This window comes from Mucilaginibacter sp. CSA2-8R, assembly GCF_038806765.1.
Lineage (GTDB): Bacteria > Bacteroidota > Bacteroidia > Sphingobacteriales > Sphingobacteriaceae > Mucilaginibacter.
Genome location: NZ_CP152389.1, coordinates 2190660 through 2204929, shown reverse-complemented (window position 1 = coordinate 2204929; position 14270 = coordinate 2190660). Strand labels below are relative to the sequence as shown.

At 44.0% G+C, this 14270-nt stretch carries 15 protein-coding genes; 7 read left to right on the top strand and 8 right to left on the bottom strand.

The window, feature by feature from the left end; all coding sequences use genetic code 11:
* The first annotated feature begins 103 nt into the window (after nt 1–103).
* From AAGR14_RS09270 to AAGR14_RS09260, 3 genes are read left to right on the top strand one after another with little or no spacing between them, the layout of a single operon-like run.
* Nucleotides 104–388 (top strand): hypothetical protein, encoded by a 285-nt coding sequence (locus AAGR14_RS09270; RefSeq protein WP_342648307.1) that lies wholly within the window; start codon nt 104–106, stop codon nt 386–388.
* A complete protein-coding gene (locus AAGR14_RS09265; RefSeq protein WP_342648306.1) occupies nt 389–958 on the top strand; it encodes a hypothetical protein in 570 nt (189 codons plus the stop codon).
* Between the two features lie 2 nt (nt 959–960).
* The gene (locus AAGR14_RS09260; protein WP_342648305.1) at nt 961–1950 is read left to right on the top strand and encodes a DUF4407 domain-containing protein; all 990 of its coding nucleotides are present in this window, start codon (nt 961–963) and stop codon (nt 1948–1950) included.
* A gap of 44 nt (nt 1951–1994) precedes the next feature.
* Here AAGR14_RS09260 and AAGR14_RS09255 read toward each other — a convergent pair whose 3' ends face one another.
* From AAGR14_RS09255 to AAGR14_RS09240, 4 genes are all read right to left on the bottom strand, one after another.
* A complete protein-coding gene (locus tag AAGR14_RS09255; RefSeq protein ID WP_342648304.1) occupies nt 1995–3137 on the bottom strand; it encodes a hypothetical protein in 1143 nt (380 codons plus the stop codon).
* Between the two features lie 90 nt (nt 3138–3227).
* A complete protein-coding gene (locus tag AAGR14_RS09250; protein WP_342648303.1) occupies nt 3228–3458 on the bottom strand; it encodes a hypothetical protein in 231 nt (76 codons plus the stop codon).
* A 248-nt stretch (nt 3459–3706) separates the two neighbouring features.
* Nucleotides 3707–5221, bottom strand: coding sequence for a choice-of-anchor I family protein (locus AAGR14_RS09245; RefSeq protein ID WP_342648302.1), 1515 nt, complete (start codon nt 5219–5221; stop codon nt 3707–3709).
* A gap of 112 nt (nt 5222–5333) precedes the next feature.
* The gene (locus AAGR14_RS09240; RefSeq protein ID WP_342648301.1) at nt 5334–5852 is read right to left on the bottom strand and encodes a hypothetical protein; all 519 of its coding nucleotides are present in this window, start codon (nt 5850–5852) and stop codon (nt 5334–5336) included.
* A gap of 63 nt (nt 5853–5915) precedes the next feature.
* On the opposite strand from AAGR14_RS09240, the gene AAGR14_RS09235 reads away from it, so the two are divergent.
* The gene (locus AAGR14_RS09235) at nt 5916–6059 is read left to right on the top strand and encodes a hypothetical protein (RefSeq protein ID WP_342648300.1); all 144 of its coding nucleotides are present in this window, start codon (nt 5916–5918) and stop codon (nt 6057–6059) included.
* 47 nt (nt 6060–6106) lie between these two features.
* Here AAGR14_RS09235 and AAGR14_RS09230 read toward each other — a convergent pair whose 3' ends face one another.
* Genes AAGR14_RS09230 through AAGR14_RS09215 form a run of 4 tightly spaced genes read right to left on the bottom strand, consistent with a single transcriptional unit; the run spans nt 6107 to nt 9054 of the window.
* The gene (locus AAGR14_RS09230; protein WP_342648299.1) at nt 6107–6400 is read right to left on the bottom strand and encodes a hypothetical protein; all 294 of its coding nucleotides are present in this window, start codon (nt 6398–6400) and stop codon (nt 6107–6109) included.
* 35 nt (nt 6401–6435) lie between these two features.
* Complete coding sequence (locus AAGR14_RS09225; RefSeq protein ID WP_342648298.1) at nt 6436–7185, bottom strand: ATP-binding cassette domain-containing protein; 750 nt, start codon at nt 7183–7185, stop codon at nt 6436–6438.
* Nucleotides 7178–8050, bottom strand: a complete 873-nt coding sequence (locus tag AAGR14_RS09220) for an ABC transporter permease (protein WP_342648297.1) — start codon at nt 8048–8050, stop codon at nt 7178–7180. The genes AAGR14_RS09225 and AAGR14_RS09220 overlap by 8 nt, the downstream gene beginning before the upstream one ends.
* On the bottom strand, nt 8050–9054 hold the full coding sequence (locus AAGR14_RS09215) for an ABC transporter substrate-binding protein (RefSeq protein WP_342648296.1): 1005 nt from the start codon (nt 9052–9054) through the stop codon (nt 8050–8052). Before AAGR14_RS09215 ends, AAGR14_RS09220 begins: the two co-directional genes overlap by 1 nt.
* Before the next feature lie 58 nt (nt 9055–9112).
* On the opposite strand from AAGR14_RS09215, the gene AAGR14_RS09210 reads away from it, so the two are divergent.
* Genes AAGR14_RS09210 through AAGR14_RS09200 form a run of 3 tightly spaced genes read left to right on the top strand, consistent with a single transcriptional unit; the run spans nt 9113 to nt 14227 of the window.
* Nucleotides 9113–10255 (top strand): methionine aminotransferase, encoded by a 1143-nt coding sequence (locus AAGR14_RS09210; protein WP_342648295.1) that lies wholly within the window; start codon nt 9113–9115, stop codon nt 10253–10255.
* A gap of 54 nt (nt 10256–10309) precedes the next feature.
* Nucleotides 10310–11089: an amidohydrolase gene (locus AAGR14_RS09205; protein ID WP_342648294.1), complete on the top strand. Its 780-nt coding sequence runs from the start codon at nt 10310–10312 to the stop codon at nt 11087–11089.
* 36 nt (nt 11090–11125) lie between these two features.
* Nucleotides 11126–14227 (top strand): GH92 family glycosyl hydrolase, encoded by a 3102-nt coding sequence (locus AAGR14_RS09200; RefSeq protein ID WP_342648293.1) that lies wholly within the window; start codon nt 11126–11128, stop codon nt 14225–14227.
* Nucleotides 14228–14270 lie beyond the last annotated feature (43 nt).

Here is a 14270-nt window from a genome sequence, read left to right as displayed (position 1 = left end):
ACGGCAGCAAAGCACGAACACACTTAAGCAGTAAAAAAGTTTTCGGCATATTATAAAATACCCTTATATTTAATGATATTTTTAATACTATATCTGTTTCAAAGTGCCACTCGATCAGTCTGTTATTGATGAAACCTACCGCATAAAAATGCTCGACCCGCGATGGAAGCTGAAAAGAGAGAGCATCCTGAAACGCGACGAGTATAAGTGCCGCAATTGCAGTTCTACCTGGCACTTGCAGGTGCACCACCGCCAGTACCTGTACTTAAAAAAGATACAGGTGTTTAAAGACCCATGGGATTACAGCGACAATTTACTGATTACCATCTGCAGGCATTGCCATATTAAAGGGCATCAACTCTATAAAATACCAATTAAATACATATAAATGGGAGTTTTAAGTTACTTGAAACGGAAGTTTGGCAGCAACCAGGAATCAGCCGAGCTCGAAATTGTTGATAACAGCATCGACAAAAGCCTGTTTGTGGCCGAAGATGATGACGCCCTCGCGGCCGACAGCCGTCCTGAAACTGTAGTGACCAGCAAATCAACCCTGATTGATGAAATATTTGCTTATCTCAACATGGATTTTGAGTCAAAGGGTTATGCTGATGCCATTGTGCAGCCAGATACGCACTACCTGAACGAAAACCTGGAGTTGCTGATGAGAGATTACCATTTAAAGATAGACCAGGCAAGGCACAAGTTTCAGGAGTTTTTAACTGAACTTAACTTTCATATTATCACCCGCGAGGCAATGGGGCTTACCGAGGTGGTTGAGGGTCTGAAAGCTAAAAAGACCATTGTAACTGAGCATCTTAACTTTGTGGAGCAGGAGCGTGTAGATATTGCCAACAATCGCGGCAAAATTGAGCGCATCAAGTTATCGTATACCAAAGGTTTTAAGCGCGGAGCATCTGCCCTGTCTAACAGCTTTATTACCTCAAGCAATATTTAAACATGGCAGCAGCGTCAAAAAACACCTGGTGGCTTAAGCTCTCGTGCTTTTTAATAGGTTGGGATTACCGCATTGTAAAAGATTGCAGCGAACTCACCAAGCGCGATGCCAAGCGATACATATCTGCCATTATTCTCATTAGTTTGATCTGGTTTTTTGTAGGCTTTTCGTTCGGCAATCACTATTTAGGGCTTAACGGGTGGCTGAGCATTTTAAGCGGATTAATTGCCATTGTGGCTGTAGTACAAATTGAAAGGCAAATTATTACATCCGATAAAACGCCGCTGCTATTTGCCTCAAGGATTGCGCTGGCGCTGATTATGGCAGGTATTGGCGCTGTAATGATTGACCAGTATATGTTTAAGCAAGATATTGCCATGAAATTGGAAGAATCGCGCAAAAGCATTGTGGAAGCCCGTGTAGAATCATTAAACGCCGAGCTTGACCATAAACTGAACCGGCTAAACACCGACTTGTCGAAAATTGACCAGGAGATACAGCAACAGCAAAACCGTTTTAACAATGAGGTTTACGGTAAAGGCAAATCATCCGGTAGTGTAGGTTACGGCAGCATTGCCAAAGGGCAGGAATCTTACTTAAAAACATTTGCCACTCAGCGTCAAAATATACGCAACGAAATCTCGAAGGTTTATAACGAAAAACTGCAAACACGTATCAATGCACACAAAGAAATTATGGACAAGCCGAGCGGCTTGCTCGAAGAGTTTTCTGTCATGATATCTTTAATCACTGGCAACTTGAGCACCGGTATCATTTACGTGGTATTCTTTTCGTTCTTTTTGATTGTAGAGCTGATGATTGTAATTACAAAATACGGCAACAAGCGCAAAAACGATTATGAAAATATTATCGACTTCCAGTTAGAAGTTCGTTTTGGGCAGTTGCAGATGATGGAGGTAGAAAATGCCAAAAAGATTGGCCGTGAGGGTTCAATAGTCAGGTCGTCACTGCTAACGTCTAAAAACATTTAGGCGGATATTTTTTCTATTTCGTGCCCAACTAAGCGAAGTATGATTTAGTTGATCGCTTTCTTTAACAAGTCGGTATAAATTGCATCCAATTTACGGTCAGCGTTGCCGCTTAGGTCCGAAAACGGATGGATTCCGTCAGGGCAAAACACTTGAAAGTCAGTAATATTACCGCTGGCATCCGTTATATAGTTGGTGTAAGCGGTGCCGTAACGGGTATTAAAATCTTTGATGTAATTACTGGTGTTTGGAACAAAATTGTATTTGATACCCGTATAATTCCAAACATCCAGCAAAGCATAATTGTAGTGGCTGCTTATGGTCTGCTGCATCTGGCAAATCACTTTGCCGGCCCTTACCTGGTAATCAGACTGGTTTTCTAAATACCCGCCAATAATTATCCTCACCGACGGCTTGCGTTTCAAAATCTCCTTCATCAAATAATTAAATGCGCCTATGTAAGTAGACCGGTCGGTGGAGTTCCAGTCAATACCGGAGGTAATGTCTTTATTAATTTGATATGCATCATTAAAACCATGATCGAAGACAATAGCATCTGCCTGGGTTAAATAAGGTAGAATGGCCCGTTCGTAAGAACTGTTGTAATAAGCATCCAGAACGACTGCAGATACTTTACCCTGGTAACGCGCCTTCTTTTCTTCCATAGTTTCGCAAAGGTCGAGCCCGTCCCGCACATTATTCAGCACGCCGAAATTTAAGCAAATACCGCTCGAACTGATACTGGTATTAATGCATTTGAGTCCTAAACCGGCACAGGCATTAAGCGGGTATGTACACCATTGAGGGATCGAAGTGCCTACCCACAAGACGGTTTTAACGGGCAGATAACTAACAGACACATTTAAACTGGCAGAAACGGATTTATCTTCTGCTTCAATTTTCACGTTCGCTGTACCTGGCGTAAGGCCGGTGATGGTGCAGGCGTTATCGGCTCCAACCTTTACTGATGCCACATTTGCCGGCGTAACACTCCATACAAATTTCCGTTTGGCAAAGGCGGTTGTGCTGAACTGCGGTTTAACCACTACCGTGTCACCGGCTGTTAATTTATAAGATGCCTGGTTGAGAGTTATCGTACCCGATTCTTCCTGCACCACGGCAGTTTCGTTTTTACGGCAGCTGTTTAAGATAGGAAGGAGCAATAAAAACAGGATCGATAGCTTTTTCATGAGTAAAGCAACCGGTAACCGGCTAATTATTTATTTATCTGCTCAATATATAACAAATAAATCACGATGTGAACCTGTTCTTCATTAAAATCAAACACGACGCCTTAACAAATATTCGGGACTGTTATGTGTGGTGCCGCTAAACTCACGGTAATTAACATTTACAAGTTCCCATCCTAAAGCAGACAGATAATTGAGCGCATCTACTTGGTTATTAAACTCGCTCACTTTCCTGGTTTTATTGTTAATGGCACTATAAGTGGTGTTAGCATCGGCATCCTGCCCAAGGTCAACCTCAAAAGCTAATTTGCTGCTAAACACTTTACTAATAGTTTTTACAATACAAAATTAATAAACCGAAGGTTGCGGAGAATTTTGATCAATAGTCATGTTGTTTAAGGTAAATTTTTAAAGCAATAATAAGATAGCGCTCAGGACACCGATGTTACAATAAGATTGAACTTTTTGCAAGAATCCTATTTGGAGCGCCGTCCCAATTGTCAGTTAACAAAAAAAGCGGACCTCTCGTGGAGCATCCGCTTGGTAAAGCACAGGTTGAAATTTTTTTGTTATATAGTTTTAGGTGTAAAAACTTTCACCACGCCGTCCTCTTCACTGCTTACTACCAGCAAGCTCCTTTTGGTCGGGCTGTTTTTGGCCGGGATGAACATCACGCCTTCAGGTGCATCACCGCTCTTAAACAACTGTAAAAACTTGGGTTTAGTTGGGTCAGTCACATCATAAACGGCTACTGCATCGGCACGTTCCATACCCACGAAGGCGATGGTTTTTGTCCCCACCTTACCAACGGCAATTCCTTCGGGTTCTACCGATTTGTCGTCGCTACGATTGTCATCATACAGGCCGGCGGCTACCGTTACTTTATCCAGTTCATTTTTACTGTCGAACACCTGCGTACCATCATTACCGTTCCATACGCTGAAAGAGCGTGCACCGAACGAATATAATGCATCGTAATCGCCATCACCGTCGGTATCGCCCAAAGTCGAGGTTATGTTTAAACGGCCTAACTGGTCATCGGCACGCAGGGTGTTGCGGTTTGGAAATGCAGTAGCATCCAAAGTAATACTTTTAACACGTTTAGCCTCAACAAAACTACCATACTCACGGGCATCGCCTTCGTTGGCGGTAAACAAGTATGGGATGTTGTTAGCTGTATAAACACCGATGGCATCAGGCATGTAAATGCCCTTTACAGGCCACAAAGCCCCTACCCCAACCTTGTTGTCCAAATCGCTTGGATCAATCTCGTTACCACTTACGTTGTAATCTTTAAAGCCCAGCGGAAAAATGTTTGAAAATATTTTAGAGGCTAAATCCAATTTGGCAATGCCATTATTTTCCTGCAAGGTTATCCAGGCAGTTTTTGAGTCTTCAGATACCGTGATATATTCTGGCTCAATGTCTTTCACAAAATCGTTGTTAGGCCCAAAAATGCGAAAGCCTTTAGCTACCAGTGCTGTGCGCTGACCGGCAAAGGCAGAGAAGTCAACGGTGGTAACAGTATAGTTATTATCAACCGTAATAATAGATACCGAACCGGCGGGATCATTGGTATAAGTAGCGTTAGGCTCACCCTCGTTAGCAGTTAAAATATACTTGCCATCTGGCGAAAAGGTAATCATATCGGGCAGGGCACCTACGGTGATTGCTTTGATTTCGCTGTAATCACTTGTTTTAAAAACGGCAACTTTACCGTTAGCCTGCTTATCGGTCGACTCGATAGCCGCGGCCAACTTACCATCAGACACAGAAAGGCTGTTTACCGCACCACCGTAAGGAGCCATACTGATAGAAGTAATTACCTTCATGCTTGCCGGGTTCGAAAAATCGATCACATCAACTTTGTTGACGGCGCTGTTATTAACCACAAATAATCGTTTAGTAGCCGGGTCATAGGCCGAAATTTCGGCAGCGCCCACATCACCAATGTCTATCGAGCCCAACTCGGCAAAGGTGGCGGCATCTTCGTTTACAAAAAATTCGGGTTCGGTAGTGTCTGTGCCTTTCTTGCAGGCGAGGAGGCTCATTGATAGCAGTGAAAGGAGTAATATTTTTTTCATAACAAGTGTGTTTAACCGTCAAAAGTATAAACACACTGTTAAGCCAAATCACTTCGCGAGTTAAGTGTTTGTTAACAGTAAGGGCTGCCTTAATTTCGGCAGCCCTTAAACATCAGGATAAGCTGTATTGATAAGCAGCTTTACGTGCCTGCTTGGTAGCAACACGTTCCAGGCTACTTTCAATTTCTTCCATCTGCTCGGTAACAATTACCTTCACATAGGCCTTCTCGTAACAGTGGCGGGCTTCTGCCAGGTTAAGATGCCGTTCGGCATACTGGCCAAGCAGATTCCAGATTACAGCATGGTCAACGCCCGGCATCTGTAAAGCCTGCTGTTTAACTGCCGTTAAGTGCTTATCCATGTTTAAAAATGCAAGCAATTTGATGTAAGGCTCGTAAACATCCGGAAACGTTGGTTCCAGTTCGTTGCAGGTTTTAAAGCAGTAACCTGCCTGTTGGTAATCGTTAAGGTATTGATAATGTATTTGGCCGGCCAAATACCACGCGCGTGCATAGCTTGGGTCGGTGGCCAAAATTTCGTTAAGTAATTGCAAACACTTCGGAGATTCACCATATCGAAACTCTTCCACCGCCTGCAAATACTTTTCGTCGATGGTATAAAAAATGTCCATGTCAAAAAAACATTGAAGCTTTAAACGACGTAGCCGCTTAAATTATAAATAATAAATAAACTGATGGTGACCGGCATTACCGGCGGGCAGGAAGAGGAAGGCTATTTTACCGCGAACTCATCCCGCATCAGCCACATGGGCCGAACAGAGCGTAATGTGTGGGTATTAAACAGGGATAGCATCTTTTTAAATTTTGATCAAAGATAATAAAAATTTAAAAAGATGCTATTTGTATATAGGTAGATAGAATTTATTTAACTGGCTAAGCCTAAGCGGGTAAATGATGAGGTAACTGCAGCTTGTTCAACAATAGGCATGTTAACATTTACTGCCTCGATAACGTAATGATTTTTAAGTTCTTTCTCGCTTACTATAACACTAAAATCATCAAATTTTACACCATCCTCATATGGGTAAACTGTATAACCACGCTTGTTAGGATCATAATGGCCTAACTCAAATATCTCTTCGTGTCTAATACCTTTAATTTTAGCGCCTTGCACTAATTGGTACGCATCTTTAATGGGTGCAAAATGGTTGTTTTTCATAGATGCACCTACCATTACAATTACGCTGCCAAAACTCAGCTAAACCACTCAAAAATTTTATTTTGCGTAAGATTTAATTTATTAACTGTAGCGAAATCCTGCAAAATACAACCTTCACCCATCTGAATAAGCCGATTTCCATAATTATGCGCATCTTTTAGGTTATGTGTGATTAAAATAGCGGTCAGTTTAAAGGTGTCTATCAACTGGTTAGCCGCCTCCATTACCAGGTTGGCCGATCGTGGATCAAGCGCTGCCGTGGGTTCATCCAGCAGTAAAATGCGGCACTCATCCATTACGCTCATCAGCAGTGTAAGTGCCTGCCTTTGCCCGCCCGACAATGTACCCATGGGCTGTTCAAGCTTGTTCTCGAGTTCCATACCCAGGGTAGCTACCTTTTCTTGCACCTGCTTTTTAAAAACTGCTGTGGTGCCGATGCCAAAGCCTTTACTTCGGGTGCGCAGGGCTGCCAACCTGAAATTGTCGAGTATGCTTAAATCGGGCGCGGTGCCGCTCAGCGGGTTTTGAAATACGCGGGCAATCCAGCGGCTACGCTCATAGTCGGCCAGCCGGGTTACGGTTTGCCCGTCCAGTATAATTTCGCCGCTGGTAGGCCGTATGCTACCTGCCACTAAATTAAGCAGGGTACTTTTTCCCGAGCCGTTAGCACCCACAATCACCACATACTCTTGCGGGTTAATGGTTAACGAAAGTTCCTCAATAGCCCTCACCTCGTTAGCCTGACCTTTATTAAATATTTTGGTAACGTTATCCAGCTTAATCATTGCTTTTTAATAAGGCCAGCCTGGGTAGGCTTACAATTAATAATACTATTATTGCCGTGACAAGCTTAAGCAGGTTGGCATTTACGCCCAAAGCCAGCGTTACCGCCAGCACCATCTGAAACACCACCGCCCCTGCCAGTACCAGCAGTAAACTACCCCAAACCGAAGTAAGCTTAAACCAGTTGATCAGTGTTTCGCCAATAATTACCGAACCCAAACCAATGATTACGATACCGATGCCCATGTTAATATCAGCAAAGCCTTGCAACTGGGTAATTAAAAATCCGCTCAAAGCAGTAAGGGCATTGGCCAGAGCCAGTCCAATAATTTTCATGCGACTGGTATTTACACCCAGTGCCCTAATCATGGTCTCGCTGTTACCGGTAGCACACATAGCAATACCGAAATCGGTTTTGAGTAAGTAGCCGATAAAGCCGGTGATTACGGCCACTATTAAAAGCAACAACAGCAGATTGTTTAAATTAGGATCGGTAGAGAAACCAAATACCGAAAATACTGAAGCAGTATTAATTAACGGTAGGTTTGAGCGGCCTGCTATAGTTAAATTAATTGAATACAAAGCAGTCATCACCAGTATACCGGCCAGCAGGGCGTTTATTTTAAGCCAGGTATGAATAATGCCCGTCAGTGCGCCGGCCACTGCACCGGCAACCAGCACGGCAACCAAACTTACGCTTAGCGGATAACCATGCGTAAGCATTACACCGGTTACAATGCCGCCCAAGGCATAGCTGCCATCGGTAGTGATGTCGGGTATGTTAAATATCTTCATGGATATATAAATACCCAGTGCAATGCCTGCAAAGCATAAGCCCTGTAACAGGGCTGTAATGTAAAAGTCCATTATTTTACAGCCTCAAAATTTGGCGGAACCGTGATGTGGTATTTTTGAGCAGCCGCCAAGTTGTATACCCGTTTCCTTATTTTTACCATTTCGGGCTTAAGTCCGTCGGTTTTATGTGTTTTTAAATATTGTGCGGCCTGCTCGCCTGATTGATATCCCCATTGGTAAATATCGGCACCAAAGGCAGCTACAGCACCGCGCTGCACCAAACCGGCTTCGCTGGTAAAAATAGGTACCTGCTTTTGTTCGCAGCTTTTTAGTATGGTTTCGAAGGCAGCAAACACGGTGTTATCCGGGTTAGCAAAAAAGGCGTCAATGTTTTTGCTAAGCAATGATTGTGTTACCAGTTGAGCATCAGCCGACGAATTAAGCGGCATAGCCAGCAGCGTTATATTTAATTTACCGGCCAGTTGCTTAATACGCTCCATGGCATCGGCCGATTGTGGTTCTGACTGATTGTAAATCATCCCCACTACCAGTTTGCCCGTTTTTGGTTTTAATAGCTTAGGTATCAAGTTAAACGAGGTATCGATATAATTTAAATCCTCGACGGTGCCAAAAAGGTTAGCGGGCGCCTTACCTTGAGCATCAAGCAGATGGGCACGTTCGGGCGTTGGCGAAACCATCATAAAAATGGGGATAGTCTTTGTTTTCTGCGATGCTGTAACCGATGATAGCGTAGTGCTGGTGGCCAGCACATCAACCGGCTCAGAAACAAAGTAGTTAACAATTTGGGTAAGGGTAGGAATGCTGCCCTGTGCGTTTTTATACTCTAATTTAAGATTACCCTTGCTTTCACTATAACCGTTTTTTGCCAGTGCATCTACAAAACCATTTTTAGCCTGGGCTATGGTAGCATCCTCAAAAGCATCTACAAAACCAACTACCGTAACATTTTTATTTTTAGCGGGCTTACAGGCTGCAAAGCATAGCAATACAGCACAAAGTAAAAGGTAAGGGTTGCGTTTCATTACACTAAAGTAAACAAATGCAGGTATACCCATTCTACAGTTTTAAAATAGCAGCGCATTTTTACTTGCCGATTAAGTAATTTAGCCATTCATGATACCTGTGTCTAAACTTCCGCAAACCGGAACTACTATCTTTACCGTAATGTCGGCCCTGTCCAGCGAGGTAGGTGCCATCAACCTGTCTCAAGGCTTTCCGGATTATAACTGCGACCCTGAACTAATTAACATGGTTACCCGTGCCATGCAAGGTGGCTTTAATCAATATGCTCCCATGGCCGGCTGGCTACCGCTGCGCGAAGCCATCGCTCAAAAAACCGAAAAGCTTTACGGTGCTAAATACCATCCTGATACCGAAATCACCATTACGGCGGGCGGCACTCAAGCTATCTTTACAGCCATCTGTGCCTCCATACACCCTAATGATGAGGTGATTGTTTTTGAACCTGCCTATGATTGCTACGCTCCTGCCATTAAATTGATGGGAGGCACCGTAAAGTCATTGGAGCTGGAACCGCCCAACTACCGCATTGCCTGGGATATGGTAAAGCGCCTCATCAGTAACCGCACGCGGATGATTATTTTAAATTCGCCGCACAACCCTACGGCTACGGTTTTAACCACAGAGGATATCGACGAATTGTCGGCTATTGTAAAAAACCGCGATATTTTGATTTTGAGCGATGAGGTATACGAACATTTAATTTACGATGGTGCCACTCACCACAGTATGGCCCGTTACCCCGAGTTGCAGCAACGAAGCTTTATTGTAGCGTCTTTTGGCAAATTGTTACACGCTACCGGCTGGAAACTTGGATACTGCCTTGCGCCGGCAGCTATGATGAACGAGTTTAGAAAAATACATCAGTATAATGTGTTTAGTGTAAACACACCCATGCAGGTGGCTGTAACGGAGTACCTTAAAGAGGAAGATCATTATTTAAGTCTGGCCTCATTTTTTCAGCAAAAGCGTGATGCTTTCAGGGCGGGTTTAGCACAAACAAAATTTACTTTATTGCCATGTGCAGGCTCTTACTTTCAATCCGTAAGATACCAAGGGTTTGACAACATGAAAGACACTGATTTGGCTATCAAGATCACCAAAGACTATGGGGTAGCTTCGATACCGGTTTCGGCCTTTTACAGCAAAGGTACCGACCACCATGTGTTGCGCTTTTGTTTTGCTAAAAAGCAAGAAACGCTTGATAAAGCCGTTGAAAGACTGATGAAGCTCTAACGACTATCATCTTTATTTAACTATTATTTTTAACTAACCTATTTGCTGTTGCTTATGGAGAATTTAAAAATCACAACATATCAGGGCTATTTATTTTGGGAAAACCCGGATAAAAACCTGCAAAACATAGGCCTGCGCTTATCAGGCTTACGTACCAATACCGATCTTATTGTACTGCCCGAAATGTTTAATACCGGCTTTACCATGAATGCCGCAGAACTGGCCGAACCTATGCAAGGCAAAACCATGCAGTGGATGGAAAGCACTGCTAAAAAATACGAGTGTGTGGTTACCGGCAGCCTCATTATCACCGAAGACGGTAAATACTATAACCGCCTGATTTGGATGCAGCCTGATGGGAACTTTGAATATTACGACAAGCGCCACTTATTTGCACTGGGTAAAGAACATAACACTTATACTGCTGGCAAAAAGAAGCTGCTGGTTAAGCTTAAAGGCTGGACTATATGCCCCATGATTTGTTACGACCTGCGTTTCCCGGTTTGGGCGCGCAATGTAAACGATACCTATGACTTGCTGTTGGTGGTGGCTAACTGGCCCGAGCGCCGCTCACTGCACTGGCGTACATTAATACCCGCCCGTGCAGTCGAAAATCAGGCTTATGTAATTGGCGTAAACCGCGTAGGGCATGATGGTAACGAAGTGTACCATTCGGGCGACTCGACTTGCATTGACCCCAACGGCAAGGTAATATACTACAAACGCGACGAAGAAGACGTTTACACCTTTACCATCAGTGCTGACGAATTGATAAAAACACGCCGTGCACTACCCTTTTTACGGGATGCCGACGCCTTTCATCTTGACGATTAACAGGCGATACACAACGCCTTACTTAAATTGTGCTTTATGAGCCAAGTGCTTATCTTGCGCTTTATATCCAGTTTAAATATCCGCAATTACATGATTTCTTTTAAACAAGTATTATCATTTTCGCTCACTTGTTTATGGTTCGCTGTGCCGGTCCAGCAGGCATCGGCACAAAAAAAGAAACGCGACTACTCACCCTATGTTAACCCCTTTATTGGTACTGGTGGCCACGGGCACACCTTTCCGGGTGCTACAGCCCCGTTCGGCATGGTACAACTTAGCCCAGACACGCGGCTGGAAGGCTGGGACGGTAGTTCGGGTTATCACTACACTGACACTACGGTTTACGGCTTTTCGCACACTCATTTAAGCGGAACAGGTATTGCCGATTACTGCGATGTGCTGTTTATGCCTACTACGGGCACGCCTCAGCTGCAAAATACTGCTTATCGCTCGGGTTTTAAAAAAGCCGATGAGTCAGCATCATTGGGCTATTATAAAACCAAACTCAGCAAGTACAATATTGACGTAGAGTTAACTGCTACTCAACGTGCCGGCCTTCATCAATACAACTATCCATCTACCAGTCAGGCCAATATTATTATTGATCTGCATCATCGCGACAAAGTGTTAAACTCGTGGATTGAGGTAGTGAACGACCACGAAATTCGTGGTTACCGGCAGTCGCAATCCTGGGCGTCTAACCAGCATTTGTATTTTTACGCTAAGTTTTCTAAACCATTTAAAACTTACGGCATCGCTGCTAACGATATAATTCAACAGGGTAAAAGCAAACTGGAAGGCAACAACATTAAAATGTTTGTGCAGTTTGATGACCCTAAAGAGGTGCTGGTTAAAGTAGGTATCTCATCGGTAAGTGCCGAGGGCGCGATGAAAAATCTGGATGCGGAGATTAAAGATTTTAATTTTAAACAGGTACAAAAGCAAACCAAAGCCGATTGGAACAAAGAATTATCTAAAATTGATGTAGAAGGCGGCGGTCCCCCTGTACAGCAGGCTCAGCAAAATACGCAAAGCATGTACGGCGGGTATGCCAACTACCCTAAGCAGCAGCGTAAAACAGCTCCTGCAATAAATTACACAAAATACAAGCAAACTATATTTTATACAGCTCTGTACCATTGCATGATAGCCCCTAATGTTTACAGTGACGTAGATGGGCAGTACCGTGGCATGGACGGGCAGGTACACACGGCGCAGGGCTTTAATTATTACACTGCATTTTCGTTATGGGATACCTTTAGGGCCGAACATCCTTTACTTACCCTGATCGACAAAAAGCGTACGCTTGATTTTATTAAATCTTTTTTGGCGATGTACGAGCAGGGCGGCGTATTGCCGGTATGGCCGCTGGCCTCTAACGAAACGTTTTGCATGATTGGCAATCACGCTATCCCGGTTATTGTAGATGCTTACAGCAAAGGCGTGCGCGATTTTGACGCCGGTAAAGCTTTGGAAGCCATGAAAGCGTCGGTAAATCGTAACCAGTTTGGATTAGAATCGTACCGTAAAAATGGTGTAGTACTGGCTGACGATGAAACCGAATCGGTATCGCGCACCTTAGAGTATGCATATGATGACTGGTGCATTGCCCAGATGGCACAAATGATGAACCGCCCCGATGACTATGCCACCTACATTAAACGTGCGCAATACTGGAAAAATTCGTTTAATAACCAAAATGGCTTTATGCAGGCCCGCACCAACGGCAGCTGGTTTTTCCCTTTTGACCCAACAGAGGTAAATAACAATTACACCGAAGCCAACGCGTGGCAGTATAGCTTTTTTGTACCTCAGGATGTAGAAACCTTAACCGCCACGCTTGGAGGACCAGATAAACTGGAAGGCGGGCTTGATGAGTTATTTAGTACTAATAGTACCATGAGCGGCAAACAAGTATCGGACATCACCGGGCTGATTGGCCAGTATGCGCACGGTAATGAGCCAAGTCATCATATAGCTTACCTGTATAACTTTACCTCTAACCCACAGAAGGCTCAGGTGCAGCTTAACAAAATTTTCAATTCTCAGTACACCGACAAGCCTGACGGCCTGGCCGGCAATGAAGATTGCGGGCAGATGTCGGCCTGGTATGTCATGAGCGCACTGGGCTTATATAACATTACACCTGGACAACAACAATTTACCATGGGTTTGCCGCAGTTTGAGAAAGCTACCATCACGCTCGAAAATGGTAAAAAATTTACCATCCTTAATGCCGGTACAGCTGTAAGCCTGAGCAATACCTACCTGCAGGGCATGAATCTTAACAAAAAGCCTTACAGCAAGTTATTTATCGATTATAAAGATCTAAACGATGGCGGAGAGTTTGAGGTCTTTATGGGTCGGTTGCCTAACCAACTTTTTTTGCAGGAGCTGGAAAAACCTGTTTCCCGCATCAATGATTCGTTAATCGTTCCTAATCCTTGTTTTATCACCACATCGCGCAACTTCAGGCAAACCACTACCATCGCCATGAATTGTGCCGACCAGGATGCTAAGATCTATTACACTACAAATGGCACTACACCGAATCTTCAATCTAATGTTTATATAAATCCAATCAAGATTTCGGCTACTACAACCATTAAAGCCATAGCCTTTAAAAATGGCAAGACAAGCTTTGTAAATACCGGCAATTTTACACAGTTACAGGGCACTACTAAAATTACGTTGCTCACCAAATATTTGCCTAACTACGCAGCCGGCGGCAACGAGGCACTGATTGACGGTATTACCGGTAAAAACAATTGGCAGATGGGTTACTGGCAGGGCTATCAAGGCAACAACCTGGAGGCGGTCGTAGATCTGGGACAGGTGAAACCAATAAAACAAGTAAGCCTGGGTACGCTGCAAGACACCGGTGCGTGGATTATCTTTCCAAAGCAAGTGCAATTTGCCCTGTCCGACGATGGTAAAAGCTACCGAGCCGCTATTACTGTACCTACCCGCGTTGGTATTGAGGATACTAAAGTACAAACGCAAACTTTTACTGCACCAATAAATGGCCGAGCCCGGTACATCAAAATTATTGCACAGCAGTACGGCCCTTTGCCTGCCTGGCATGTTAATAAGGGCAGCGCGTCATACATCTTCGCTGATGAGATTACGGTAGAATAGCGGTAAAAATTCATCAAACACAAAACGCCGGGACAAATGCCCG

Excerpts from the sequence above, each read along its gene's own strand:
- AAGR14_RS09265 (WP_342648306.1), top strand. The coding sequence starts at position 389 with ATGGGAGTTTTAAGTTACTTGAAACGGAAGTTTGGCAGCAACCAGGAA.
- AAGR14_RS09260 (WP_342648305.1), top strand. The coding sequence starts at position 961 with ATGGCAGCAGCGTCAAAAAACACCTGGTGGCTTAAGCTCTCGTGCTTT.
- AAGR14_RS09255 (WP_342648304.1), bottom strand. The coding sequence starts at position 3,137 with ATGAAAAAGCTATCGATCCTGTTTTTATTGCTCCTTCCTATCTTAAAC.
- AAGR14_RS09245 (WP_342648302.1), bottom strand. The coding sequence starts at position 5,221 with ATGAAAAAAATATTACTCCTTTCACTGCTATCAATGAGCCTCCTCGCC.
- AAGR14_RS09240 (WP_342648301.1), bottom strand. The coding sequence starts at position 5,852 with ATGGACATTTTTTATACCATCGACGAAAAGTATTTGCAGGCGGTGGAA.
- AAGR14_RS09235 (WP_342648300.1), top strand. The coding sequence starts at position 5,916 with ATGGTGACCGGCATTACCGGCGGGCAGGAAGAGGAAGGCTATTTTACC.
- AAGR14_RS09230 (WP_342648299.1), bottom strand. The coding sequence starts at position 6,400 with ATGAAAAACAACCATTTTGCACCCATTAAAGATGCGTACCAATTAGTG.
- AAGR14_RS09225 (WP_342648298.1), bottom strand. The coding sequence starts at position 7,185 with ATGATTAAGCTGGATAACGTTACCAAAATATTTAATAAAGGTCAGGCT.
- AAGR14_RS09220 (WP_342648297.1), bottom strand. The coding sequence starts at position 8,050 with ATGGACTTTTACATTACAGCCCTGTTACAGGGCTTATGCTTTGCAGGC.
- AAGR14_RS09215 (WP_342648296.1), bottom strand. The coding sequence starts at position 9,054 with ATGGGTATACCTGCATTTGTTTACTTTAGTGTAATGAAACGCAACCCT.
- AAGR14_RS09210 (WP_342648295.1), top strand. The coding sequence starts at position 9,113 with ATGATACCTGTGTCTAAACTTCCGCAAACCGGAACTACTATCTTTACC.
- AAGR14_RS09205 (WP_342648294.1), top strand. The coding sequence starts at position 10,310 with ATGGAGAATTTAAAAATCACAACATATCAGGGCTATTTATTTTGGGAA.
- AAGR14_RS09200 (WP_342648293.1), top strand. The coding sequence starts at position 11,126 with ATGAGCCAAGTGCTTATCTTGCGCTTTATATCCAGTTTAAATATCCGC.